Genomic DNA, 25,609 nt, shown 5'->3' with positions numbered 1-25,609 from the left:
CTCGACCCCACAGGAGCGTCCCATGCCGTTCGAGGTCCGCAAGATCGAGATCAAGAGCGTCACCGACGCGTCCGGGCTCGCCGAACTCATCGACGACGGCGTCTTCGCCGCCGACGACGTCATCGCGGTCATCGGCAAGACCGAGGGCAACGGCGGGGTCAACGACTACACGCGCATCCTGGCCGACCAGGCCTTCCGCGGCGTCCTGCTCGACAAGGGCAGCCGGTCCGCGGACGAGGTCAAGCAGATCCCGATGGCGTGGTCTGGTGGTTGTGACGGGGTCATCACGCCGCACGCCGCCGTGTTCGCCCGCATTCCCGACGACAAGGGCGTGGACACCGACGAGAAGCGCCTGTCGGTGGGCTTCGCGATGTCGGACGTGCTGCTGCCCGAGGACATCGGGCGCCCGGCGATGGTCGAAAAGGTCGCCGAGGGCGTGAAGCGGGCGATGGCCGAGGCCGGCATCACCGACGTCGCCGACGTCCACTACGTGCAGACCAAGACGCCGCTGCTGGTCCAGGAGACCATCCAGGACGCACACCGGCGCGGCGAGACGGTGTTCACCGAGGACACGCTGTACTCGATGGACATCTCCAACGGCACCACCGGCCTGGGGATCGCGTACGGACTCGGGGAGATCGACGAGGTCCCGGCGGCCGAGGAGATCTGCCGCAACATGGAGCTGTACTCCAGCGTGGCCTCGTGCTCGTCGGGGGTGGAGCTCGACCGCGCCCAGATCGTGGTCGTCGGCAACGCACCGGGTGCTCGCAGCCGCTACCGCGTCGGGCACAGCGTCATGAAGGACGCCATCGACCAGGACGGCATCTGGGAGGCCATCCGCAGCGCCGGGCTCGACCTGCCCGAGCGCCCGCACCACACCGACCTCGGCGACCGCCTCGTCGGCGTGTTCCTCAAGTGCGAGGCCGACGCCAGCGGGCAGCTGCGCGGGCGGCGGCAGCTGATGCTCGACGACTCCGACGTCCACCACCACCGCCAGATCAAGGGTGCGGTCGGTGGCGTCACGGCCGCCACGGTCGGCGACACCGCCGTGTTCGTTTCCGTCGGCGCGATGCACCAGGGGCCGCAGGGCGGCGGGCCGGTCGTCGCGATCGTGCGTGCGGACTGACGGGTCCTCGAGGACAAGGCCCGCGGCGCGTTCCCGCGCCCCGGAGCTGCCCGCTCCGTGCGCAGGTTCCTAGGTTCTCGGCGAATTCGACCGGACACTGTCCGACGGGGGAATACCGTTTCCATCGGTGGCGCGCGGTCGGGAGCCGCGTGGACAACCGGACCGGGTGACGCCGCAGCCGGCGGACCCGCCCGCGACGCGGCAACCAGCCGCAGGACCAAACAAGGGGAGCACATGAGCGCGGAAGCGCCCAACCGCCCGCACGGGCTCAAGTACGGACTCGACGAGATTCCGAAGCCGCTGCCGAAGGCCATGGCCCTCGGCCTCCAACACGTTTTGACCATGTTCGGGGCGACGGTCGCCGTGCCGTTCATCCTGTCGCCGTTCCTGGAGTTCGACTCGGGGCAGCTGGCGATCCTCATCAGCTCGGTCTTCATCTGTTCGGCGATCGCGACCTTCCTGCAGGTGCAGTTCGGCTCACGCCTGCCGATCGTGCAGGGGGTCTCGTTCGCCTTCCTCGGCCCCTTCATCGGCATCGCCCTCACCTACCAGGGCGAGGACGCGATGCGCTACATCGCCGGTGCGATCATGGCCGGTGCCGTGGTCGAGATGGCGATCGGCTTCGGCGGCATCGGTGGGCTGCTGCGGCGCTACGTGACGCCGATCACCATCGCTCCGGTCATCGCCCTGATCGGTCTGTCGTTGTACGACGCGACCGTGATCAACGCCTCGCCCAACTGGTGGCTGGCGCTGGCCACGACCGCGCTGATCGTGCTGTTCGGTCTCGTGCTGGCGCCGCGTTCGCGCATGATCTCGCTGTTCCCGATCCTGCTCGCGGTGGTCACGGCCTACCTCGTCTGTCTGCTGCTGTCGGTCACGGGGGTCCTACCCGAGACGGTTGCCGGCTACGTCAGCTTCGGCGTCGTCGGTGAGACGCCGTGGGTGCGCGGCTTCGACGTCGGCGGTGGCGGGTTGATCTTCCCGTGGGGGACGCCGCTGTTCGACCTCGGCTTCTTCTTCGCCATCCTTGCCGCCTACCTCGCCTCGACCATCGAGTCGTTCGGCGACTACCACGCCATCTCGCGTATCGCGGGCGCAGGCGACCCCGACGCGAAGACGATCAACCGGGGCATCGGCATGGAGGGCGTCGGCTGCTTCTTCACCGGCATCTTCGGCGGGTTCTCCTCGACCTCGTACTCGGAGAACATCGGCCTGGTCGGCCTGACCAAGGTCGCCAGCCGGGCGGTGGTGCTCATCGGTGCGGTCTTCCTGCTCCTGTTCGGCTTCGTCGCCAAGATCGGCGCGTTCATCGCCACGATCCCCGGCCCGATCGTCGGCGGGGTGTACCTGGCGCTGTTCGGGCTCATCGCCGCGATCGGTCTGTCCAACCTGCGGCGGGTCGACCTCGATTCGCAACGAAACCTGATGATCCTGGGCATCGTGCTGTTCAGCGGCTTCGTGTTCCCGCAGTACTTCGGCAACTACGCCGGTGACGAGTGGTCGCTGTTCGGCATCGGCTGGTTGACCAGCATCGTCCGCGCCATCGGCAGCTCCGGCATCGCCGTCGCCGCCGTCCTCGGCCTGCTGCTCGACAACCTGGTGCCTGGCACCGACGAGGAGCGCGGGGTCGGCACCTACGACCTCGGCACCAAGGACCCCGTCATCCCACCGGGTGACATGCAGGGCGTCTGAGCGACACCTGCCCGATTCGGACGGGGCCGCGACCGGGAGGTCGCGGCCCCGTCCTCGTCGGTGACGAACGGCGGGTTGTGACGACGCGCGGGGTGTCGGATCGGTGAGAGTCGCCGAACCGTCGCCCACCGGGACTGCCTAGGCTCGTCCCCCGTCGACCAGGAGCAGCAGCAGGTGGCATCGCGCACGGTGCTCGCGTTCGGCGGCAACGCCATCGCACCCGACGGGGCGGGTACCGCCGCGCAACAGACGGAACGTCTGTGGTCGACGATGGGCCAGGTCGCCGAACTGGTCGCCGAGGGCCGCACCGCGCTGGTGCTCACCCACGGCAACGGGCCCCAGGTCGGCAACGTGCTGATCAAGAACGAGCTCGCCCGCGACGTCGTCCCGCCCGTCCCGCTGGACTGGTGCGTCGCCCAGACCCAGGCGACCATCGGGTTCACGATCGCCGACACCCTGACCTACGAGCTCGCGCAGCGCGGCCTCGACCAGCCGGTCGTGCCGGTGGTCAGCCGGGTCCTGGTCGCCGCGGACGACCCCGGATTCGGCGCGCCCAGCAAGCCGATCGGGCCCTGGCTGCGCGACGAGGCCGAGGTGCGCCGCCGGGAAGCCGAAGGACTTGCCTTCACCCACGTCCCCGGACGCGGCTGGCGACGGTTGGTCGCCTCGCCGCAGCCCCTGCGCTCGGTCGACCGGCCCGCCGTCGAACTGCTGCTCGACGACGGAGCGATCGTGGTCGCCAACGGCGGCGGCGGCATCCCCGTGGTCGACGACGGCGACGGTCCGCTGCGCGGAGTCGAGGCCGTCATCGACAAGGACCTGGCCGGGGCGCTGCTCGCCGAGGAGATCGGCGCCGACAGCTTCGCCATCCTGACGGACGTCGCCGGCGTCGCCGTCGACTACGGCACGCCGTCGCAGCGCTGGCTGGAGACCGTCACGGTCGCGGAGCTGCGCGAGTTCGCGGCCCAGGGCCAGTTCGGTGCCGGTTCCATGGGCCCGAAGGTCGACGCGGCCTGCCGCTTCGTCGAGCGGACCGGCCGGCGGGCCGTGATCGGTGCGCTCGAGGACATCGTCGCCGCCGTCCACGGTGACGCGGGCACGCAGGTCGTCGCCTCATGAGCGGGTCCCCCGCGGTCGTGGGTGCCAGCGCCAGCGACGCGATCCGCCGACGCGTCGCCGGTCCGACGATCCGGGTCGAGGTGCTCGCGGCGTTCCCCGCCGCGGTCTACCTCGCGCACACCGACGGCGTGCTCGCGCTGGTCACCGCGGACGGCGTCCGCCATCCCAACGCCATCGCCATCGGCGCCAAGGTCGACGACCGTCCCTTCGCCGGGATTCCCGTCGGCGGGCAGGGCACGGTCGGTGACCACCACGTCCGTCTGCCCGGATTCGCGGCCGCCGTGCGACGCTGGTGGCGTCCCCGCCCCGCGCTGCCGCCGGTCGTCCCCGGCGTCCTCGGCGACACCGTGTCCGCCCTCCAGCTGCTGCTCGCCACGGCCGCCGCGCCGCTGCCGCACGAGCTCGCGGTCCCACGGTCCCGCCTGCACCGTGCCCTGGCGGACGGCGACCGGGACGCCGCCCTGGGCCAGGCCGACGCGCTCCTCGGGCTCGGGCCCGGTCTGACCCCCTCGGGCGACGACGTGCTGTCGGGCATCTTCGCCGCGGTGTCGTTGCTCGGGCCGGTCGTCGACGGCCACGACCTCGCCGGTCTGACCGGCCTGGTCCGTCAGGTCGGCGATGCCAGCGTGCAGCGTGCGAGCACGCGCACCACCTCCATCTCTGCGGCCTTGCTCGCGCACGCGGTCGCCGGCGAGGTGAGCGACGCCGCCGCTGACGTCTTCACCGCGCTGGCCGGCGCGGCACCGATGACCCCGGCCGTCCAGCGGCTGCTTCGGGTCGGAGCCACGTCCGGCCGCGATCTCGGCGTCGGCATCCTGACCGGCGCGCGTCTGATCGCCTCCGTCGTCGTGCCCGCGCCACCGACGTCCCCCGTTCCCGAGGAGACCCGCTGATGGTCGACCACCTCGACGTCCGCCGCGGCGTCTACCACGACTCGGTCAGTCTCATGCAGGTCAGCCGCCGCGTCGGCGACCTGCCCGGCGTCGACAAGGTGCTGGTCGCGATGGGCACCGAGCTCAATCGCGAACTGCTCGTCGGCATGGGCTTCGCAGCGCCCGACGCAGGACCCAACGACCTGCTCGTCGCGATCCGCGCCCAGGACGACGCCCTGGACGCCGCACTCGCCGAGGTCGAGGTCGCCCTGGCCGCGACCCGTGGCGGCGCCAGCGGCGGCGGGTTCGGCGACGCACCCCCCGCCCGCACCACGGCGGCGGCACTGACCGGCGGTGCGGACCTGGTGCTGGTCTCGGTCCCCGGCGAGTACGCCTACCTCGAGGCCATGGACGCCGTCCGCGCCGGCGCATCGGTCATGGTGTTCAGCGACAACGTGCCCGTCGAGCAGGAGGTCGCGCTGAAACAGGCCGCCGCCGACCGGGGCGTGCTGGTGATGGGCCCAGACGCCGGCACGGCGATCGTCTCGGGCGTCGGCCTCGGGTTCGCCAACGTCGTGCGGCCGGGACCCATCGGGATCGTCGCCGCGTCCGGTACCGGTGCACAGCAGTTGACCTGCCTGCTCGACGACGCCGGCGTCGGCATCAGCCACGTCCTCGGTGTCGGTGGCCGTGACCTCTCAGCCGCCGTCGGGGGCAGTTCCACCCAGCAGGCGATGCGCGCGCTCGACGCCGACCCGGCCACGACCACGATCGTCGTGCTGTCGAAGCCGGCCGACCCCGACGTCTCCCAGGCGTTGCACGCGCTGGCCGACGAGCTGACGACGCCCGTCGTGTTCGCCTTGCTGGGGCCGGACGCGAACGACCTCACGAGCACGGCGGGGACCGTGGTGCAGATCGCCGGCGCGACCTTCACGCCCCCGGCCTCGTGGCCCGCGCCGCGCGAACGGCAGGGCACCTACACCGAACTCCGCGGCCTGTTCGCCGGTGGCACCCTCTGCGACGAGGCGATGCTGATCGCGGCGTCCCACCTCGACGCACCCATCGCCTCCAACATCCCCCTGGCGGACGGCCGGCCACTGGACGACGGCCTCGACACCCCCGGTCACGTCTTCGTGGACTTCGGCGAGGACGAGTTCACCCGCGGCCGTCCGCACCCCATGATCGACCAGGGGCTGCGGCTCGAGCGCATCGCCGCCGAGGCCGCCCGCCCCGGTGGCAGGGTCCTGTTGCTGGACGTCGTGCTCGGGCACGGCGCGCATCCCGACCCGGCGGCCGAACTGGCGCCGGCCATCGCCGAGGCGATCGCCGATGGCGAGGACCTCGCGGTGGTCGTGTCGCTGTGCGGCACGGCCGGCGACCCCCAGGGCCGGGACAAGCAGGTCCGGGCCCTGGTGGACGCCGGCGCCTCGGTGCACCTCAGCAACGCCGCCGCGGCCCGGAAGGCCGTCGAACTCCTGGGAGGCGCGCTGTGAGCAACGACCAACCGCTCGCCGGCCTGCTGGCCGGCCAGCCACGCATCGTCACCGCCGGCGTCGAGTTGTTCGACACCACGCTGCGGGCGCAGGGAGTGGATCCGGTGGTCGTCGACTGGCGACCGCCGGCCGGCGACGTCGCCGCCGAGCTGGCCACCGTCGCGGCCGACCCCCGGATCGCGGACGCCAACGCCACCGCGCTGGAACGCATCACGTCCGCCGAACCACGTTGGGTCGGCATCACGACCGCCCGCGAGGCGGTGGGCATCGACACCGGCCAGTTCCTGCACGCCGGTCCGCCGATCACCTGGGACCGCGCCAGCGGACCGCTGCGCGGGGCGTTGATCGGGGCGATGCTCTACGAGGGGATGGCCCAGACGCCCGACGAGGCCGTCGCCATCGCCGAGCGGGGCGGCATCGAGCTCGCGCCGTGCCACTCGCGCCAGGCGGTCGGGCCGATGGCGGGCGTGGTGAGCCCGTCCATGCCGATGTTCGTGATCGAGAACGCCGCCTTCGGCAACCAGGCGTACTGCAGCCTCAACGAGGGCCTGGGCAAGGTGCTGCGCTACGGCGCCTACGGCCCCGAGGTGATCACCCGCCTGCGGTGGATGCACGACGTGCTCGGACCGGCGATGGCCGCGGCCGTGGAACGTCTCGAGTCGCTCGACATCCGGGCGTTGATGGTGCAGGCGCTGCAGATGGGCGACGAGCTGCACAACCGCAACCGGGCCGCCTCGTCGCTGTTCGTGCGCGAGGTCGTCCCGCCCCTGCTCGAAGCCGGCATCGACCCGGGCGACCTCGCCGACGTGGTCCGCTTCATCAACGGCAACGAGCACTTCTTCCTCAACCTCGGGATGCCGGCCGGCAAGGCGGCGGTCGACCCGGCCCGCGACCTCCCCGGTTGCAGCGTCGTGGTCGCGATGGCCCGCAACGGCACCGACTTCGGCATCCAGGTGTCGGGAACGGGCGACCGGTGGTTCACGGCGCCCGCCCAGGTCCCGGACGGCCTGTTCCTGGGCGACTACGGCCCCGACGACGCCAACCCCGACATCGGCGACTCCACCATCACCGAGACCTCCGGCGTCGGCGGCTTCGCCATGGCGGCCGCACCCGCGATCGTGCGGTTCGTCGGCGGCGCGGTCGGCGACGCGCTGACGGCGACGCAGACCATGTACGACATCGCCCTCGGTGAGCACCCGCACTTCCAGATCCCGATCCTGGAGTTCCGCGGCACCCCGGTCGGCATCGACGTCACGCGGGTCGTTCGCACCGGCATCGTGCCCGCCGTCAACACCGGCATCGCGGGGCGCGAAGCCGGCACGGGCCAGGTCGGGGCGGGCCTGGTCGAGCCACCGATGGCGGTGTTCGTCGAGGCCGTCCGGGCGCTGGCCGCGGCCGGCTGAACACCGCCAGCGAAAGCGGGCGAAACGCGCTCGACGGGCGGCGGCGGGCGTTACGCTCCGGCGATCGTGGCCCGTTCGACGGCCACCGGGTGCTGGGGCGGTGTTGGACGACGTGACCGGGGCCGCCATCGGCCTGTTCATGGCGCTCGAGGACGGAGCCGTCGTGCTCGAGGTCCTCGACGACGACCTGCGCATCGTCGCGGTCAATCCGGCGATGGCGGCGCTGTTCGGCATCGATGCCGCGTCGCTGCGGGGGCGCCTGGGGAGCGAGCTGTATCCCCCGGCGGAGCTGGCCGACGTCGTGCGGCGCGCCCGCGAGACCCTCGCCGGCGGTCACCCGACCGACTACGAGGCGGTCCGTGAGCTGCCCCAGGGACGCCGGGTGGTCCGCGCGTCGATGATCCCGGTCGGCGGCGATCGGATCCTTGCCTACGGGCGCGACGTCTCCGACCAGGTCGAGGCGACCCGCAAGCTCGAAGAGCTCGAGACGCTCGCCGACATCGGCAGCTGGGACTGGAACCTCATCGACGACACGCTGCAATGGTCGGCGCAGTACCGGCGCATCATCGGACTCCGCGAGGACGAGCCGGCGTCGATGGACCGGGTCCTCGAACTGATCCATCCCGACGACCTCGATCGGGTGACAGGTCGGATCGATCTGGTCAGCAGCGGCCGGGACGTGGTGCGCGGCGTGACCTACCGGGTCGTGCGGCCCGACGGTGAGGTCCGCGTCGTGCAGGGTCGGGGCGAGGTGGTCACCGACGACGCCGGCAACCCGATCCGGATGTTCGGCACGGTCCAGGACGTCACCGACGTACACCGCGCCGAGGAGGATCGGCAGCGGTTGCAGCGCGCGATCGAGGGCCAACGCCAGGCCCTGGAACTCAACGACAACGTCGTGCAGGGGCTGTCGGCGGCGTGGCTGGCCTTCGAGCTCGGGCAGGTCGACGAAGGCGTCGCGCTGGTCCGTCGCACCACCAGCGACGCGCAGGAGCTGGTGACCACGGCCCTGCGCGAGGCGGCCCGCGACGAACCCATCGGTCCGGGCGACCTCGCCCGCGCCGCGCCCGCCAACGTCGAGAGCCCGGACCGATGATGACGTGGCGCCTGGTGCTCGCCGACGACGACGCGACGCTGCGGCGGCTGCTGCGGCTGCTGTTCGAGCGCGACGGACGGTTCGAGGTGGTCGGTGAAGCCGAGGACGGAGCCGAGGCCCTGGAGCTGGTCGCGGACCTGCGTCCCGACCTGTTGCTGCTCGATCTCGCCATGCCGCGGATGGACGGCCTCGAGGTCCTCACCCACCTGCACGACCCCTCGCCCCGCGTCGTGGTCCTGACCGGTTTCGCCGAGCCGTCGCTCTGCGAGCAGGTGATCGGTCTGGGTGCCCGTGCCTGCCTGCAGAAGGGCAGCGACTTCGCGAGCCTGACGGCGCAACTGGCCGAGATCGCCGCCGCGTGAGGCGTCACCCGACGGGCACGGTCGCACAGTCGGGCGGCGTTCGATTCGGCAGAGGTTGACGAGCAGCGCACGAGCCGCCTTCGCTAGCGTCCCGGGTTCGGCGGAGCGGGAGCCGTCCGGGAGCGGCGTCCGGCCAGGGGCGAGGGAGGCAGGACACGTGAAACCGCCGGTGTTCGCCTACCACGCCCCCCGCTCGCTCGACGAGGCGCTGGCGCTGCTGGGCGAGCTCGGCGATGACGGCAAGGTCCTCGCCGGCGGTCAGAGCCTGGTTCCGATGCTCAACATGCGCCTGGTCGCGCCGGCCGCGCTCGTGGACATCCGCCACCTCGACGCGCTGGACACCGTCGAGGTGGACGGCGACCGGGTCCGCGTCGGTGCCCGCGTCACCCACCGTCGTCTCGAGGGCGACGACGAGGTGGCGTTCGCGGTGCCGCTGCTGCGCGAGGCCCTGCGGCTGGTCGCCCATCCGGTCATCCGCAACCGTGGCACGAGTGTCGGCTCGATCGTCCACGCCGACCCCGCCGCGGAGATGCCGGCGGTCGTGGCACTCCTGGACGCCCGACTCGAGTTGCGCAGCAGCGACGGCGTCCGTTCCGTCACGGGCGCCGAAGCGTTCACCGGTCCGCTGGAGTCGGCGCTGCGGCCCGGCGAGCTGGCCACCGCCGTGGAGTTCGCCGTCCCGGACCCGGGGACCGGCATGGCGATCGAGGAACTGGCGCGGCGGCACGGCGACTACGCGCTGGCCGGCGTGTGCGCGCGGATCGACCTGGACGACGACCGCAGGGTTCGCAGCGCGCAGGGGGCCTTCTTCGGCGTGGGCGGTCTGCCCGAGCGCATCGAGCTCACCGACACCCTGGCGGGCCAGTCCGCCGACGCGCTGCGCCCGGCCGACGCGACGGCGTTCGCGCGCGAGGCCATCGATCCCGACGACGACATCCACGCCACGGCCGCCTACCGCCGCCACCTGGCCGGCGTCCTCCTCGAGCGGGCACTGGTCCGGGCCGCCGCGGCTGCCGGAACCGACACGGAGGTGCGCGCGTGACCGAGCCACACCACGAGGTCACGGTGACCGTCAACGGCGCGCTGCACCGTGCGACGGTGCCCGCCCGCCGGTTGTTGTCGGACTTCCTGCGTCACGATCTGCGGCTGACCGGGACCCACGTGGGTTGCGAACACGGGGTGTGCGGTGCCTGCACCGTGCTGCTCGACGGGCGCAACGTGCGGTCGTGCCTGGTCTTCGCCGTCGCCGTCGACGGCGCGGAGGTGACGACCGTCGAAGGGTTGGCCGCCGACGACGGCACCCTGCACCCGGTGCAGGCCGCGTTCCGCGACTGCCACGGGCTGCAGTGCGGCTTCTGCACGCCCGGCATGGTGATGTCGGCCTGTGGCTTCCTCGCCGAGCACCCCGACGCCGACCACGACGACGTCCGCGAGGGCATGGCGGGCAACCTGTGCCGCTGCACCGGTTACGCCGGCATCCTGGCCGCGGTCGAGCAGGCCGCCGGGGCCTTTCGCGCGACGGGCGCCGACCCACGCCAGCAGCACCGGCCGGAGGTGCAGCCGTGACCACGCGCCAGTTCGGTGCCGCGGTCGCCCGGGTGGAGGACCCCCGGCTGCTCCGCGGCGAGGGCCGCTACCTCGACGACCTCGGCCACGACGCCCTGGCGGTCGCCGTGCTGCGCAGCCCCCACGCGCACGCCCGCATCCTCGACATCGACGTCACCGACGCCGTCACCGTCGACGGGCTCGTCGCGATCTACACCTACGAGGACCTGCCGCCGCGGCTGCAGCAGTCCATGCCGTTGCTGATCCCGCATCCGTCGCTGACCGCGCCGGTGACGCAGAAGGTGCTCGCCGACGGCGTGGTGAACCACGTCGGCGAGGCGATCGCGATGGTGGTGGCCAGCGACCGCTATGTCGCCGAGGACGTGCTCGACCGGATCCGGGTCGACTACGAGATCCTTCCGGTCGTCGTCGACCTCGAGGCCGCCGTGGCCGACGGCGTGGACGTCCACGAGAGCGTCCCGGGCAACGTCGCGGCTGAACTGACCCAGACCATCGGCGACGTCGACGCCGCCCTCGCCCGCGCCCCCCGCCGGCTGTCGCTGCGCCTCGACATCGAGCGTTCCGCCTCGACGCCGCTGGAGGGCCGCGGTGTCCATGCCCGTTGGGACGCCGACGACCGTCGCCTGCGCGTTCACACCTCGACCCAGGCGCCGACGAGCGTGCGGGCCGCCATCGCGACCTTCCTCGAACTCGACTTCGCCCAGGTCGACGTTGTCGTGCCGGACGTCGGCGGCGGCTTCGGCGTCAAGATCATGCACCCCTGGCCCGAGGAGATCCTCGTGCCCTGGGCGGCGCGGCTGCTCGACCGCGAGGTCAAGTTCACCGAGGACCGGCACGAGCACTTCGTGTCCGCCAACCACGAGCGCGGCCAGGTCCAGTGGGTCGAGGTGGGCTTCGACGACGAGGGGCGGATCCTCGGGCTCGACGTCCGCTTCCTCCACGACCACGGCGCCTACATCCCCTACGGGCTGATCGTCCCGATCATCACCTCGACCCAGCTGCTCGGCCCGTACCGGATCGAGCACTACCGCGTCGAGTTCCGCAGCGTCTACACCAACAAGACCCCCGTCACACCCTATCGCGGCGCCGGCCGCCCCCAGGGTTGCTTCCTGATGGAGCGCACCGTCGACGCGATCGCGGCGGAGCTCGGCCTCGACCGCACGCGGGTGCGGGAACGAAACTTCATTCAGCCCGACGAGATGCCCTACGCCTTCGGCCTGACCTTCCAGGACGGCCGCGACTACACCTACGACTCCGGTGACTTCCCGGCGTCGCTGGCGAAGCTGAAGGAGCTGGTCGACTGGGACGGCTTCGCCCAGCGCAAGGCCGACGCGGCGGCCGAGGGCCGACTGCTCGGCATCGGACTCGCCTGCTACGTCGAGGGCACCGGCGTCGGTCCCTACGAGGGCGGCCACGTGCTCGTCGAACCGAACGGCACGGTCCAGGTCGCGACCGGCCTGGGCACCCAGGGGCAGGGCCATCAGACCGCCTTCGCCCAGATCGTGGCCGACGAACTCGGCGTCCCGCTCGACCAGGTGAAGGTCGTCACCGGCGACACCCGCCGCTTCCCCTATGCCGTCGGCACCTTCGCCTCACGTGCCGCGGTGATGTCGGGCAACGCCGTCCACCTCGCCGCGAAGAAGGTGCGCGAGAAGGCGCTGCAGCTCGCCTCCGACGCGTTGGAGGTCGACGTCGAGGACCTCGAGCTCGCCGACGGGCGCGCCCAGGTGAAGGGCAGTCCCGACACCTCCCTGCCGCTGTCGATGCTGGCCACCCTGTCGAACCCGCTGCGCTACGCCTTCGACGAACACGCCAAGGCGGCGACGCAGTTCGCCGGGCCAAACGACCCGACCAGGCCACCGGTCGCCGAGGGGCAGGCACCGGGCCTCGAGGGCACCGACTACTACTCTCCGGTGCGCTCCACCTTCGCCAACGGCATGCACGCCGTCGAGGTGGAGGTCGACCCCGACACCTCCGACATCGCCATCCGCCGCTACGCCGTCGTCCACGACTGCGGCAACCTCGTCAACCCGATGATCGTGCGCGGCCAGGTCCTCGGCGGCGTCGCGCAGGGCGTCGGCGGCGCGCTCTACGAGAAGATGGCCTACGACGAGCACGGCCAGCTGCTCAACGCCTCGTTCATGGACTTCTTGATGCCGTACGCCACCGAGGTGCCGGCCGTCGACATCGACCACCTCGAGACGCCCTCCCCGCTCAACCCGTTGGGCATCAAGGGTGCCGGAGAGGCCGGCGTCATCCCCGGCTCGGCGGCCATCGCCGCCGCCATCGAGGACGCCACCGGCGTCACCGTCCGCGCCATGCCGATCTCGCCGTCGCAGCTGCACGAGCTGCGACTGGCCGCAGGAGGTGACTCGTGAAGATCTCCGGTACCTACACCGTGGCGGCGCCGCGTCAGCAGGTCTGGGACGCGCTGCAGGATCCCGCCGTCCTCGCCCGCACCATCCCCGGCTGCGAGGCACTGGAGGTGACGGGCGACGACACCTACGCCGCCACGGTCACCGCCGGTGTCGCGAGCGTCAAGGGCACCTACCAGGGGCGGGTCCAGCTCTCGGACCGGCAGGAGCCGTCGAACTACCGCCTCCGGGCCGAGGGAGCCGGCGCGCCCGGCACCATCCGCGCCGATGCGGTGATCGACCTGGCCGAGCAGGGTGACGGCACCACGGCCGTCACCTTCGACGCCGACGCCGTGATCGGCGGCATGATCGGCGGCGTCGGGCAGCGGATGCTGGCCGGCGTCGCGAAGAAGACAGCGGGCGAGTTCTTCGCCGCCGTCGAACGCGAGCTGCTGCACGGCCCGGCGGCGGCCGCGGCTCCCGCCGTCGGGGGGGACGCCCGGGCCGCCACCACCGCCGAGGTCGGCCAGGTCTTCGCCGGCCGTGCCGCGGCGGGCGGGTCCGGCAGCCGGCTGCCGGAGCTGCTGGCCGCGTTCGGGCTCGGCGCGCTCGTCGCGCTCGCCGGCGTGCTGGTCGGCCGGCGCCTGCGGCCGTGACGGCGCCGCTGGGAACCGCCGGGGAGATCCGCGCCCGCGTCGAGGCCGGCGAGACGTCGGTCGTCGAGGTCGTGCAAGGCCACCTCGACGCCATCGCGGCGCGCGAGGACGACCTGCACGCCTGGGCGCACCTCGATCCCGAAGCCGCACTCGTGCAGGCCCGGGCGCTCGACGCCATGCCGGCCGACGAGCGTGGCCCGCTGCACGGCGTGCCGGTCGGGGTCAAGGACATCGTCGACACGGCCGACCAACCGACCGCGCACGGCTCCCCGATCTACGCCGGCCGCCGGCCCGATGCCGACGCCGTCGCGGTCGCCAGGCTGCGCGCCGCCGGTGCCGTCGTCATCGGCAAGACGGTCACCACGGAGTTCGCCCTGTTCCAGCCCGGTCCGACGCGCAATCCCCACGACCAGACCCGCACGCCGGGCGGGTCCTCCAGCGGCTCGGCCGCGGCGGTCGCGGCCGGCACGGTGCCGCTGGCGATCGGAACCCAGACCGCCGGGTCGGTCGTGCGCCCGGCCTCGTTCTGTGGCGTCGTCGGCGCCAAACCGACCTTCGGCGCGTTGCCGCTCGACGGGGTCAAGCTGTGCTCGCCGAGTCTCGACACGGTGGGCCTCCTCGGCAACGACGTCGACGACGTCGCGCTGGGCCTGGGCGTGATGGCCGACGACCACGAGCGGTTCCGGCCCGTCGAACCCGGTCCGCGACCCCGCATCGGCTTCGTGCGCACGCCGTGGTGGCAGGCCGTCGAGCGCAGTGCCCGGGGGCGCATCCTCGGGGCCGTCGAACGTCTCGCCGACGACGTCGAGTTCGTCGAGGTCACCCTGCCCGGCGCCTTCGCCGGGCTGGTCGAGGCACAGCAGGTCGTGATGGGCACCGAGGTGCTCGACGCCCTCGCCGACGAGATCGACCACCACGCCGCCCGGCTGAGCGCCCGGCTGCGCGCCTACCTCGACGACGCCCGGCAGTTGGTCAGCGACTACGACCGGGCGGTCGCACTGCGGGAGCGGTGCCTGGGACAGCTCGGCGACGTCTTCGCCGACGTCGACGTGCTGCTGGCCCCGAGCGTGCTCGGTGAGGCGCCCGACGCCGCGACGACCGGGGACCCGATGCTGTGCCGCCCCTGGACGCTGCTCGGTCTGCCGACCGTCGCGGTCCCGGGGCTGACCGGGGCGGACGGGCTGCCGCTGGGCGTCCAGACCGTCGCCCGCGCGCACGACGACGGCCTGGCCCTGGGGGCGGCACGTCTGCTCGCGTCCCTGTTGCCGGCATGAGCAGGAGTGAGACCACCGTGTCCGAACATCGCGAGACCAGCGGCGGCGTGCGCATCGGCATCGACACCGGTGGCACGTTCACCGACGTGGTCGCCGTGGAGCACGACACCGGCCGGATCATCACCACCAAGACCCCGTCGACCCCGGCCGACCCGTCGATCGGCTTCCTCGACGGCGTCCGCAAGGTCCTCGACATCCTCGGCGCGTCGGGGCAGGACGTCACCGGCGTCTCGCACGGCACCACGGTGGCGACCAACGCGCTGCTCGAGGACGCGGTCGAGCGGGTCGGGCTGATCACCACCGAGGGCTACCGCCACATCCTCGAGATCGCGCGGCAGTCGGTTCCCGACGGCTACGGCAACAGCTACTTCTGGGTCAAGCCGGACCGCATCGTGCCGGTCGACCTGGTCCGCGAGGTCCGCGGACGGCTCGACCACACCGGCGCCGAGGTGCGCCCCCTCGACGTCGACGGCGCCGTCGAGGTCGCCCGCTGGTTCCGCGACCGCGGGATCGACACCATCGGGGTGTGCCTGCTGCACGCCTACGCCGACGACCGGCACGAACGGCGTCTGCGCGAGGTCCTGGCCGCCGAGCACCCCGACGCCGTCGTGTCGCTGTCGAGCGAGGTGCTGCGCGAGTACCGCGAGTACGAGCGCACCGTCACGACGCTGGTCGACGCGTCGGTCAAGCCGAAGGTCACGCGCTACGTGCGCAACATCGCAGCCCGCCTGGACCAGGCCACCCGTGGTGACGAGCCGGTCTCGGGGGGTCTGCGGGGGGCGGAGCCCCCCGCATCCGTTCCGTTCTACGTCATGAAGTCCAACGGCGGCGTCATCAGTGCCGACGAGGTCGTCCACCAGCCGATCACCACGGTGCTGTCGGGGCCTGCGGCCGGCGCCCTCGGCGCCGCACTGGTGGCCGGCGAGGCCGGCTACGACAAGCTGCTCACGTGCGACGGCGGGGGCACCTCGACCGACGTGTCGGTCGTCCTCGGGGGCGAGCCGACGCTGACCACCGAGGGTTCCGTCGGCCGGTTCCCGTCCAAGATCCCCATGATCGACATCGTCACCGTCGGTGCGGGCGGTGGCTCGATCGCCTGGATCAGCCCCGAGGGCACCCTCAAGGTCGGTCCTCGCTCGGCCGGCGCCGACCCGGGTCCGATCTGTTACGGCCGCGGGGGCACGGAACCGACCGTCACCGACGCGCACGTGTTCCTCGGACGCATCCCGCCGCATCTGCTGGGCGGCGAGATCGGCCTCGACCGCGACGCGGCGCGTGCCGGCATCGAGACCCTGGCCGGCGAGCTCGGCCTGTCGCCCGAGGACGCCGCCCGCGGCATCCTCGAGATCTCGGCGTGGAACCAGGCCAATGCCATCCGCCAGGTCACCGTCAAGCGCGGGCTCGACGTGCGCGACTTCACCATGGCCGCCTTCGGGGGATCGGGGCCGCTGCTGATCTGCCGGCTCATCGACATCCTCGGCCTGCCGGCCGTGATCGTGCCCCGCGATCCCGGCAACCTGTCCGCCTTCGGGCTGCTGACCGTCGACGTCAAGAACGACTACGTCCAGACCCACGTGGTGCGCGACGACGCGCTCGACCGCGACGAACTGGCGGCGGTCTATCGCTCGTTGCAGGCGCGCGCCGCCGATGCACTCGACCGCGAGGGCTTCGACGCGGACGAGCACCGGTTCGTACGCACGGCCGATCTGCGCTACGACGGCCAGGCGTTCGAGGTGCGGGTCCCCGCGCCGGACGGGCCGATCGACGAGGCCTTCCAGCGCTCGGTGGTCGACGCGTTCCACGACGAGCACGAACGCCTCTACGGCTATGCCTATCGCGCCGATTCGGCCGCCAGCGGTGGGGAGCACCGTCACCGCCACCCGGTGGAGTGGGTGAATCTCCGAGTGACGGGCATCGGCCCCATCCCGCGGCCGGTGCTTCCGCGCCTGCCGGAAGGCGACGGCGACGCGACGCGCGCGCGCACGGGCGACCGGCCGGTCGTGTTCGAGGGTGCCGCCGCCGGCGCGCAGGTCTACGCCCGCGAACGGCTGCTCGCCGGCGACGTGATCGTCGGCCCGGCGATCGTCGAGGAGTTCGGCTCCACCGTGCCGATCCACCCCGGCTTCCAGGCCCGCGTGGACGGCCTCGCCAACCTCGTGGTCGAGCGCGACAGGAGCGACCGATGACCACCGCCGAGCTCGCCGCCACCGGCGTCGACCCGATCGTGCTCGAAATCGTGCAGGGCACGCTCGCCTCGATCGAGAAGGAGGTCGAGGACGCCATCGGCCGCACGTCGCGCTCGCCGATGATCCGTGACGCCCACGACTACCGGGCCGGCATCCACGACGCGAAGCTGCGGAAGCTGACCGGCCGGTCCTACTCCGCACTGGTGCATCCGGTCGCGCGCGACTTCCCGCTGGACACGATGCAGCCGGGTGACGTGTTCTTCCACAACGACGTCTACCTCTCCGAGGGCGGCATCGGCCACCTGCCGGACCTGTGTGTCACGGTGCCCGTCTTCCATGCCAGTGCCGGTGAGCAGCCGCGCGTCGTCGCGTTCGTGCAGGCGTTCGGGCACCACGACGACATCGGCGGGTGCGTCCCCGGCTCGATGCCGTCGGGCGCCCGCAGCGTCTTCGAGGAAGGCCTGATGGTCCCGCCGATCAAGCTGTGGGACCGCGGCGTGCCGAACCAGGCGGCGCTGACGATCATGACCCGCAACTCGCGGATGCCCGAGTCGCTGGCCGGCGACCTCGACGCCGAGTGCTCGGCCTGCCTGATGGGCTCGCGACGCCTGTCGGAGCTGTTCGACCGCTACGGGGTCGCCACCGTCGAGGCCTGCTTCGACGCGATCGTGTCCAACAACACCGACACCTACCGCCGCGAGATCCTGCCGAAGATCCCCGACGGGACCTACGTCTGGGAGGACTACGCCGAGCACGACGGCGTCGACGCCCCGAAGCTGCACCGTCAACGGATCACGTTGACCAAGGAGGGCGGCGACACCGACCGGGCGCGCCTGGTGATCGACTTCACCGGCACCTCCCCGCAGGCGAAGGGTCCGATCAACCACTGCGGCGACTACGCCGACGGCAACTTCCTCAAGAAGTGGCTCGCCCCGATCCTGCGCAACCTCGCCGACACGCCCGAACGCATGGCGGAACTCGACGTCAACGAGGGCATCGTCGACCTGATCGAGATGCGGTTCCCCGACAAGGGGACGCTGCTCACCCCGGTCTTTCCCGCACCGACCAACGCCCGGACGTTCGTGATCCTGCGCCTCCTCGGCGTCCTCGCGGGCGTGCTCGCCAAGGCCACGAACGGCCGCATGCCCGCCGACCAGGAGACGATCCGCTACACCGGCGTCTACGGCACCCGCGCCGACGGCAGCTCGTACCTGATGCGCGAGGTCCTCGGCGGCGGCTCCGGTGGTCGCTACTACAGCGACGGCGAGGACACGATCCACGTCGTGCCCGACTCGCGAAACCTGCCGACGGAGTTCACCGAGTCCCGGTTCCCCTTCCGGGTCGAGAAGCTCGGTCTCGCCACCGACTCCGGTGGTCCCGGGCAGTACCGCGGAGGCCTCGGCTACGACAAGTGGATCCGGATGCTCGAGGATGCCTCGTTCATGTCGATCGCGGACCGCTCGATCCTCGCCTGCTGGGGCGTCAACGGGGGGCGGGCCGGAGCCCCGTTCCGCGTGACGATCGATCCCGGAGGCCCAGACGAACGCGAACTCGAGGGACTCGTGGACGACGAGCCGATCCGGGCCGGCCAGGTCGTGCGCATCCGCACGACGGGCGGAGGGGGTTGGGGCGATCCGCTCGAACGCGACCCCGACCTCGTCCGTCGCGACGTGCAGTGGGGCAAGGTCAGCCGGGACGGTGCGCGCGACGACTACGGGGTCGTGGTGACCGGTTCCGACGACGACCCGCAGGTCGACGGCGATGCCACCGACGCCCTCCGCGCCCGCCTGCGCGAGGAGCGGGGTCAGCCGTCGGCGTTCTTCGACCGTGGACCGGGGTACGCCCAACTCGACCCCGATGGTCGTGCCTTCCCCGAGGTCGACGTCCTCTGAGAGGGCCACGCCCGCACCACTAGGCTCGATCTCCATCGGCGGACGAGGACCAGACATGGCGGAGCAGCGAGCGGCGACCGGACCCCTGGCCGGGATCCGCGTGGTCGACCTGTCGCGCGCCCTGTCGGGCCCCTACGCCACGATGATGCTGGCCGACGCCGGCGCCGAGGTGATCAAGGTCGAGCGGCCGGGCGCCGGTGACGACACGCGCGGCTGGGGGCCGCCGTTCGTGGGTGAGGGGGAGTCCGAATCGGCCTACTACCTCTCCATCAACCGCTCCAAGAAGTCGGTCACCCTCGACCTCAAGGACGACGACGACGTCGCTCGCCTGCACACGCTCATCGACGAGGCGGACGTCCTCGTCGAGAACTTCCGGCCCGGCGTCATGGAACGGCTCGGCCTGGGACCCGACGCGCTGGAAGCCCGCAACGAACGCCTCGTGGTGTTGTCGATCACCGGCTTCGGTGAAGGCGGCCCGGACGGCGAGCGCTCGGGATTCGACCAGATCATCCAGGGCGAGGCCGGCCTGATGGGCATCACCGGTCCTGTCGGGGGGCCCCCGACGAAGATGGGCGTCCCCATCACCGACATCCTCTCGGGCATGTTCGGCGCCTACGGCGTGGTGGCCGCGCTCCACGAGCGCGAGCGCACCGGCAAGGGCCAGCGGGTCTCCACCTCGCTGCTGGCATCCGCCGTCGCCGTGCACACCTTCCAGGGCACGCGGTGGACCCTGGCGGGTGAGGTGCCCGAGCCCGGTGGGAACCGCCACCCGACGATCGCCCCGTACGGCGCGTTCACCTGTGCCGACGGCTGGGTGAACGTCGCCGTGGGCTCCGAGGGCCTGTGGCAGCGCTTCGCGCCGGCCGTCGGGATCGCCGTCGACGACCCCCGCTATGCCACCAACCGTGATCGCGTCGCCAACTGGGACGAGCTCGAGGCCGAGATCAACGCCGTGCTCGTGTCCGACGACGTCGACACGTGGATGGCCCGGTTCAACGACGCGGGCGTTCCCGCCGGCCGGATCCGCACCATGGACCAGGTGTACGGCTGGGACCAGCTGGAGCACCTCGGACTCGTCGACCGGGTCACGCACCCGACCGCAGGTGACCTCGAGTTGCCGGGCGCGCCGGTCGACTGGTCCCGCTCCGGCCGTCGGTCGCCGACCCCGCCGCCGATGCTGGGCGAACACGACGCGGAGATCCTCGGCGAGCGCTGAGCGCGGACGGTCGTGTCGTGCTCACCGGCTGTCGTGGCGCACGGCCGACCGCGCGTACTCGTCGACGAGCCAGCCCCCGAGTCTGTCGACGATCTCGACGGCGCGCCCGACGTCCGGCGCGACCGGCATCGGTGCGTCCTCGCCGTAGCGCAGGGCGTCCGCCGCGAGCTCGTACAGCTCAGGTGCGTGCCGACCGACGAGTTCCACCGCCGTCCGCCGATCGGTCGACCAGCCTCCCTCACGGACGCTGAGCAGCGTCGCGGCCGCCATCAGGATCTTGCGGCAGGCTCGGGCGGCGGCCGCGGCGCGCTGGTCCCCGTCGTCTGCCCCCAGCAGCGGTGGCCGTACCTGGTCGAGCACCCTTCGAAGGTCACGGTTGAACCCGCAGGCGAGATCCTCCGTCGCACGACACGTCGGGTGGTCGGCGCGCAGGTCGGGACCGGCCAGATGCACGGCGTAGTGCTTCAGGAAGCACCGCTCGGCGCGGCCGACGCGGTCCTGCCGACGCAGCGTCTCGAGGTCCACGCTCCCGATCGCGACCTCGCGCACGAGGTCTCGGTGCCGGTGGCTCAACCCGGTGGCGGCCGCACGAACGGCTTCGGGCGCCGACGTCTCGACGACGACGATCAGGTCGAGGTCCGAGCGCGGAGGTCTCGCCTGGCCGGTCGCGACGCTGCCGTAGACGTAGACGCTGTGGGCGAGCTCGCCGAGCGTGTCGCGCAACGTCGAAACGGCATCGGCGATCGTCTCGCGGTAGGCGGCCGGGATCCGCCGGGCATCGGCTCCGGTGGTGATCGTGCCGTCCTCGGTGACCCCTTCGCGAGGATCGCGAACCATCGGCCCTCCCAGCGTCGTGGCGACACTTCGCGACGACCGTAGCCCCCGGTGCGCGCACGACTACGGTGCTCGCCTGGCAGGGGAGTGGTATGGGGACCGGACCGTTGCGCGGAGCGCTCCTCGATCGCGCCACACAGCGCTGGGTGATCGCCACGGGCCGTCCGGTCGCATTCGTCGAGCACGCGTGGCTCGATGGACCGGTCGGCGCGCCCGAAGCGATCGGTGACGCCTGGATCGGCGAGCACGCCGCACGGGTGGGGGCGTCACTCGCCGAGGACGGTGACGGCGGGTTACTGCCCGACTTCCGTTCCTGCGACGGTCCGGGCTTCGACGCTGCCCGGCTCCTCGGCGAGGTACGGGACTTCTACGAGTCCACCGCACGGTGGGACCTCGAGGTGTGGTCGCGATGGTCGCGGTGGGCCGAGCCCGGAGGCCGCGTGCTCGACGCACTGTTCGCGCGACGACTTCGGCAGCTCGCACTGCCGCTCGACCCCCTCCACACCGTCTACGGGATGGAGAGTCGCGTCATCACCTTCGCCGACGCCGAGGGGCGGCACCTCGGCACGGCGTGGCAGCGGACCCTGCGGGCGACCGGTGCCACCGTGTTCGGCGGCTTCTACGGCGTCGTGAGGTTGCCGGGGGCGGCGCGCCCGTCGATCCGCGTGGTCTTCCCCCTGCCCAACGGCAGCGCGACCGTGTTCCTGCGTCCCGACGCCACGGACGGGGGCGGCCTCCGACTGGCGTCACCCCGCGGTGACTTCGGGGAGGACGGCGCCTATCTGGTGGTGCGTCCCGCCGGCAGCGACCGCGGGTGGGCCCGGCGTATCCCGCTGCCGGAGCGTTTCGAGGTCTTCGTCGACGCTTCAGGGGTGGTGCGCTGCGACCACCAGCTCCGCCTCCACGGTGCCGAAGTCCTCCGCCTGCACTACCGCCTCCAACGGCGAGCCTCGGCTGGCGTCTCCGGCGGACCTACCGGGCAGCGCTGACTCGCGCGACTACCCGCGCACACGTCGAGCCCACCACGGATCGGCCGCGGGTGCGGCGCGATCGTGGTGGGCTTGGTGCGGTGGGGTGGGTGTTGGCGGGTTCAGAAGGGCAGGGGCGCAGCCGGGTCGTCGGCGTGGTCGGGCGGTCGGTCCAGGGGTGGGGGCCGGCTGCGGGAGCCGCGGGGTCGGTCGTCGAGGGGGCCGGCGCGGGGCTGGTGTCGGTCGGGTCCTGCGCGGGGTTCGTGCCGGTCGGGGGGTCTGGCGGCTGGGAGCCAGGGTGGGCGGGTGCCGGCGGGGATGGTGGTCGTGGTCAGGCCGGTGCGTGGGTGGCGCCAGCGTCTGGTGCCGTCGGCGGTCTGGGTGCAGGTCCAGCCGTCCGCTTCTTTGGTCCGGTTCGCCGAGGTACACAACGGGGCGAGGTTGTCGGCGTCGGTGCGTCCGAGCAGATCGCCGGGCCGGGCGGGATGCCATGCGATGGCGTGGTCGATCTGGCACGACCGTGACGCGGTGGTGCAGCCCGGTTCGGTACAGGTGTCGTGCAGCGCCAGCAGTCCCTCGGCGAGCCAACCGGGTGGGTCCCGGTGTTTGCGTCCGATGCCGACCACCGCGCCGGTGTCGTCGAGGATGGTGGTACGCAGCTCCGCGCCGCGTTGGTCGACCAGCCGGCGTGCCGCGGTGCTGGTGAGGTACATGCGTCCGCCGGCGAGATGGTGCAGCAGACGGGCCGGGGTCTGGTCACGGTCGCACAGGGTGTCGAGATCGGCGACGACCAGCAGGGTCGGCCGCGACCTCCGGTTGTCGCCGTCGGCTTCGGACCCGCCGCCGGGGTCGCAGGTGTGGTCGAGCAGGTCGATCAGGCGGGTCAGCCGCCGCCGTCCGGCCGATTCGGCCAGCTGGCGGGTGGTGTCGCGGTCGGCGTGCTGGCCGAACCGGCGTCCGGTCGCCACCTCGGGCGGGCCGGGGTTGGTGGCGTTCTCCAGGATCGCGAACGAGGCCGGTCCGGCCTCGCCGAAGAACCGGCCGCCGGTGCCGTCCAGGCGGGGCTGCAACGCCAAGAACTCGGCCGGCTCACTCGCCTCACGGTCGTTGTCGCTGACGCCGCGGTCACCGAAGTCGTGGTCGATGAAGCGGGCGAGCTGTCCGAGCTGGTCAGCGTCGCCGCCCTCGGCGCGGTGGATCAACTCTGCGAGGGCGGTGTCGAGCTGTTCGTCGTCGGCGTGGGGCAGCCGGTGCACCTGCAGCACCAGGGTGCGGACCTGGCTCCACGACACCCGACCCTGCACGAACGCTTCCAACAGTGCGGGCAGACGTCGGCACACGTCCGCGGTCGTCATCAGCATGCGGCGGTCGGTGCCGGTACGGCGGGCGACGATCAGCAGCCACTGCTCGAGCGGCACCCGGTGACCGTCTCGGCGACTGAGGCGTCCTGCAACCGGATGATCGACGCGATCGCGGACGCGATCAACCGGTCCACCTGCCGCAACGTCGCCAACAGCCCGGCCGGCTCGGGCACCTCGGCCAACACCGGGAACGTGTCGGCCGGGTCCGCCCACCCAGGCACCGTGGTGGTCCGTGGTCCCGAGATCGCCCCGTCGGGCAACCGCGGGTACGGCACGGGGGCGTGTGGTGCGGTCGTCGTGAGCATGGATCGACCATACGAGACCCAGGGGGCACCACCCGATCGGATCGTCGGCAGCCTGTGGGAAAACACCGGCGCACCTGCGCCGCAGCGTCAGGTGCCGGTGCTGATCCACAGGCAGAAAGGGTGACCGGCCGGATCGATGAGCACGCGGACGTCGTCCTGCGGTTGGAACTCGGCCACGACCGCCCCGGCGTCGACGGCGTACGCGACGGCCGCCTCGAGGTCGTCCACCTCGAGGTCGAGGTGGAGTTGCATCTGCTGCTCGTCGCGGCCGGCCGGCCACGTCGGCGGGGTGTGCTGGTCCTCGACCTGGAACGACAGGCCGGCGCTGCCGTCAGCAGGGCGCAACGTGACCCAGTCCGGCTCGTCGCTACCGAGGTCCCAACCGAGCAACCGCTGGTAGAACCAGGCGAGCCCGCGCGGGTCCGGGGTGCCAAGAACGGTCGAGGTGAGCGAGAACTGCGGCATTCGTCATCGCCTCCGAGGCATGCTTGCCGGAAGGTCATGATGCCGCGTCGCACGACGCGTACACACGAAGCGTGGCACGACTGAGGAGGACACCGGCGTGGACATCGCAACCTGGGTCGAGCGCTACCGCGTCGCGTGGGAGCGCGCCGACGTGGCCCTGGCGTCGTCGCTGTTCGTCGAGGACGGCACCTACCGCAACGACATCTTCGCGGACCCGAACGTGGGGCAGGACGGGGTCGCGGCCTACTGGGAGCGCGTGACCTCGCACCAGAGCGACGTCGAGGTGCGCATGGGCGCCCCGTTCGTCGACGGCAACCGGGCCGCGGTCGAATTCTGGACGAAGATGGCGGTCGACGGCGCCGACGTCACGCTCGCCGGCACCCTGCTGCTGGTCATGGGGGAGGACGGCCGGTGCCGGTCGCTGCGCGAGAACTACAACCTCGCCGAGGGGCGCCTGGACCCGCCACCGGAGTGGGGCAGCTGACACGGCAGGACGTGGGAGGTCGGCACCTCGGTCGGTGGGAACCACGAAGCGCCAGCGACTAGCGTGGCCGGCCGTGCCCGACACCCCCGGACCAAGTGAGCACCGACGTGCCGACGCCCACGCCCCACATCAGCGCCGCCCCCGGCGACTTCGCCGAGGCGGTCCTGCTGCCAGGTGATCCGCTGCGCGCCAAGCACATCGCCGACAACCACCTCGACGACGCCCGTCAGGTCAACGCGGTCCGCAACGCGTTCGCCTACACGGGCAGCTACGAGGGCATGCCCGTCTCGGTGCTCGGCACCGGCATGGGCATCCCGTCCGCGTCGATCTACACCACCGAGCTCGTCAACGAGTACGGCGTGAAGCGGCTGGTGCGCGTGGGCTCGTGCGGGGCGGTCCAGGACCACGTCAAGCTGCGCGACGTCATCCTCGCCGTCGGCGCCTGCACCGATTCGCAGGTGAACCGGGCCCGCTACGGCGGGCTCGACTTCGCGGCCACGGCCGACTTCGGACTGCTGCGCACCGCCGCCGAGGCCGCCGAGCGACATGGCATCGACGTCCACGCCGGCAACGTGCACAGCTCGGACCTGTTCTACGACCCACGTGGCGCGACGGGCTACTTCGACATGATGAACGCCATGGGGGTGCTGGCCGTCGAGATGGAGGCCGCCGGCATCTACGGGGTGGCGGCCGAGCACGGCGCCCGCGCGCTGACCATCCTCACCGTCAGCGACCACATCCGCAGCGGCGAGGCGACCACGTCGGACGAACGGCAGACCACCTTCGACGAGATGGTCCAGATCGCGCTCGAGGGCCTCAAGCTCGACGCCGACCGCAGCAGGCCTGACGCCGACCGCACCCAGGCCTGACACGACCACGCCCCCG

23 protein-coding genes are annotated in these 25,609 nt (G+C 72.1%); 20 read left to right on the top strand and 3 right to left on the bottom strand.

Features of this window, described 5'->3' with window-relative positions; genetic code table 11:
- Positions 1-22 precede the first annotated feature (22 nt).
- The 16 genes from ACERMF_RS06395 to ACERMF_RS06320 all read left to right on the top strand — a co-directional run bounded on the left by ACERMF_RS06395 (position 23) and on the right by ACERMF_RS06320 (position 20,307).
- The gene (locus ACERMF_RS06395; RefSeq protein ID WP_373668202.1) at positions 23-1,126 is read left to right on the top strand and encodes a ring-opening amidohydrolase; all 1,104 of its coding nucleotides are present in this window, start codon (positions 23-25) and stop codon (positions 1,124-1,126) included.
- 234 nt (positions 1,127-1,360) lie between these two features.
- Positions 1,361-2,818 carry a uracil-xanthine permease family protein gene (locus ACERMF_RS06390; protein ID WP_373668201.1) on the top strand — a complete coding sequence of 486 codons (1,458 nt, stop codon included), beginning with the start codon at positions 1,361-1,363 and terminating at the stop codon, positions 2,816-2,818.
- Positions 2,819-2,992: 174 nt separating this feature from the next.
- Positions 2,993-3,937, top strand: coding sequence for a carbamate kinase (locus ACERMF_RS06385; protein WP_373668200.1), 945 nt, complete (start codon positions 2,993-2,995; stop codon positions 3,935-3,937).
- Positions 3,934-4,830 (top strand): DUF2877 domain-containing protein, encoded by an 897-nt coding sequence (locus tag ACERMF_RS06380; RefSeq protein WP_373668199.1) that lies wholly within the window; start codon positions 3,934-3,936, stop codon positions 4,828-4,830. The genes ACERMF_RS06385 and ACERMF_RS06380 overlap by 4 nt, the downstream gene beginning before the upstream one ends.
- Positions 4,830-6,302: an FdrA family protein gene (locus ACERMF_RS06375; RefSeq protein ID WP_373668198.1), complete on the top strand. Its 1,473-nt coding sequence runs from the start codon at positions 4,830-4,832 to the stop codon at positions 6,300-6,302. Before ACERMF_RS06380 ends, ACERMF_RS06375 begins: the two co-directional genes overlap by 1 nt.
- Positions 6,299-7,705 (top strand): DUF1116 domain-containing protein, encoded by a 1,407-nt coding sequence (locus tag ACERMF_RS06370; RefSeq protein ID WP_373668197.1) that lies wholly within the window; start codon positions 6,299-6,301, stop codon positions 7,703-7,705. Before ACERMF_RS06375 ends, ACERMF_RS06370 begins: the two co-directional genes overlap by 4 nt.
- A gap of 100 nt (positions 7,706-7,805) precedes the next feature.
- A complete protein-coding gene (locus tag ACERMF_RS06365; RefSeq protein WP_373668196.1) occupies positions 7,806-8,801 on the top strand; it encodes a PAS domain-containing protein in 996 nt (331 codons plus the stop codon).
- Positions 8,801-9,163, top strand: a complete 363-nt coding sequence (locus tag ACERMF_RS06360) for a response regulator transcription factor (RefSeq protein WP_373668195.1) — start codon at positions 8,801-8,803, stop codon at positions 9,161-9,163. Before ACERMF_RS06365 ends, ACERMF_RS06360 begins: the two co-directional genes overlap by 1 nt.
- A gap of 157 nt (positions 9,164-9,320) precedes the next feature.
- Positions 9,321-10,205: a xanthine dehydrogenase family protein subunit M gene (locus ACERMF_RS06355; RefSeq protein WP_373668194.1), complete on the top strand. Its 885-nt coding sequence runs from the start codon at positions 9,321-9,323 to the stop codon at positions 10,203-10,205.
- Positions 10,202-10,729, top strand: coding sequence for a (2Fe-2S)-binding protein (locus tag ACERMF_RS06350; RefSeq protein ID WP_373668193.1), 528 nt, complete (start codon positions 10,202-10,204; stop codon positions 10,727-10,729). The genes ACERMF_RS06355 and ACERMF_RS06350 overlap by 4 nt, the downstream gene beginning before the upstream one ends.
- Positions 10,726-13,107 carry an aerobic carbon-monoxide dehydrogenase large subunit gene (cutA, locus tag ACERMF_RS06345; protein ID WP_373668192.1) on the top strand — a complete coding sequence of 794 codons (2,382 nt, stop codon included), beginning with the start codon at positions 10,726-10,728 and terminating at the stop codon, positions 13,105-13,107. Before ACERMF_RS06350 ends, cutA begins: the two co-directional genes overlap by 4 nt.
- Positions 13,104-13,739, top strand: a complete 636-nt coding sequence (locus ACERMF_RS06340; RefSeq protein ID WP_373668191.1) for a carbon monoxide dehydrogenase subunit G — start codon at positions 13,104-13,106, stop codon at positions 13,737-13,739. The genes cutA and ACERMF_RS06340 overlap by 4 nt, the downstream gene beginning before the upstream one ends.
- Entirely contained in the window at positions 13,736-15,013 is a 1,278-nt protein-coding gene (locus ACERMF_RS06335; protein WP_373668190.1) for an amidase, read from the top strand. Before ACERMF_RS06340 ends, ACERMF_RS06335 begins: the two co-directional genes overlap by 4 nt.
- Before the next feature lie 17 nt (positions 15,014-15,030).
- Positions 15,031-17,199 carry a hydantoinase/oxoprolinase family protein gene (locus ACERMF_RS06330; protein ID WP_373668189.1) on the top strand — a complete coding sequence of 723 codons (2,169 nt, stop codon included), beginning with the start codon at positions 15,031-15,033 and terminating at the stop codon, positions 17,197-17,199.
- Positions 17,196-19,091, top strand: coding sequence for a hydantoinase B/oxoprolinase family protein (locus ACERMF_RS06325; protein WP_373668188.1), 1,896 nt, complete (start codon positions 17,196-17,198; stop codon positions 19,089-19,091). Before ACERMF_RS06330 ends, ACERMF_RS06325 begins: the two co-directional genes overlap by 4 nt.
- A gap of 55 nt (positions 19,092-19,146) precedes the next feature.
- Positions 19,147-20,307, top strand: a complete 1,161-nt coding sequence (locus ACERMF_RS06320; RefSeq protein ID WP_373668187.1) for a CaiB/BaiF CoA transferase family protein — start codon at positions 19,147-19,149, stop codon at positions 20,305-20,307.
- Between the two features lie 21 nt (positions 20,308-20,328).
- Here the strand turns inward: ACERMF_RS06320 and ACERMF_RS06315 are convergent, their stop codons facing one another.
- Positions 20,329-21,144: a nucleotidyltransferase domain-containing protein gene (locus ACERMF_RS06315; protein WP_373668186.1), complete on the bottom strand. Its 816-nt coding sequence runs from the start codon at positions 21,142-21,144 to the stop codon at positions 20,329-20,331.
- A gap of 89 nt (positions 21,145-21,233) precedes the next feature.
- On the opposite strand from ACERMF_RS06315, the gene ACERMF_RS06310 reads away from it, so the two are divergent.
- Entirely contained in the window at positions 21,234-22,130 is an 897-nt protein-coding gene (locus tag ACERMF_RS06310; RefSeq protein WP_373668185.1) for a hypothetical protein, read from the top strand.
- 101 nt (positions 22,131-22,231) lie between these two features.
- Here ACERMF_RS06310 and ACERMF_RS06305 read toward each other — a convergent pair whose 3' ends face one another.
- Positions 22,232-23,527 carry a DUF222 domain-containing protein gene (locus ACERMF_RS06305; RefSeq protein WP_373668184.1) on the bottom strand — a complete coding sequence of 432 codons (1,296 nt, stop codon included), beginning with the start codon at positions 23,525-23,527 and terminating at the stop codon, positions 22,232-22,234.
- Between the two features lie 39 nt (positions 23,528-23,566).
- On the opposite strand from ACERMF_RS06305, the gene ACERMF_RS06300 reads away from it, so the two are divergent.
- Positions 23,567-23,899, top strand: a complete 333-nt coding sequence (locus ACERMF_RS06300; RefSeq protein ID WP_373668183.1) for a hypothetical protein — start codon at positions 23,567-23,569, stop codon at positions 23,897-23,899.
- Here ACERMF_RS06300 and ACERMF_RS06295 read toward each other — a convergent pair.
- Entirely contained in the window at positions 23,863-24,240 is a 378-nt protein-coding gene (locus ACERMF_RS06295) for a VOC family protein (RefSeq protein ID WP_373668182.1), read from the bottom strand. The two genes, ACERMF_RS06300 and ACERMF_RS06295, sit on opposite strands and share 37 nt — an antisense overlap.
- Positions 24,241-24,337: 97 nt before the next feature.
- On the opposite strand from ACERMF_RS06295, the gene ACERMF_RS06290 reads away from it, so the two are divergent.
- Entirely contained in the window at positions 24,338-24,724 is a 387-nt protein-coding gene (locus ACERMF_RS06290; protein WP_373668181.1) for a nuclear transport factor 2 family protein, read from the top strand.
- Positions 24,725-24,831: 107 nt separating this feature from the next.
- Positions 24,832-25,593 carry a purine-nucleoside phosphorylase gene (gene deoD / locus ACERMF_RS06285; RefSeq protein WP_373668383.1) on the top strand — a complete coding sequence of 254 codons (762 nt, stop codon included), beginning with the start codon at positions 24,832-24,834 and terminating at the stop codon, positions 25,591-25,593.
- Positions 25,594-25,609: the final 16 nt, after the last annotated feature.

The sequence above is a fragment of the Egicoccus sp. AB-alg6-2 genome (genome assembly GCF_041821025.1).
GTDB lineage: Bacteria > Actinomycetota > Nitriliruptoria > Nitriliruptorales > Nitriliruptoraceae > Egicoccus.
Note: the sequence above shows the minus strand (reverse complement) of the source record. Positions and strands in the feature narration are given on the sequence as shown.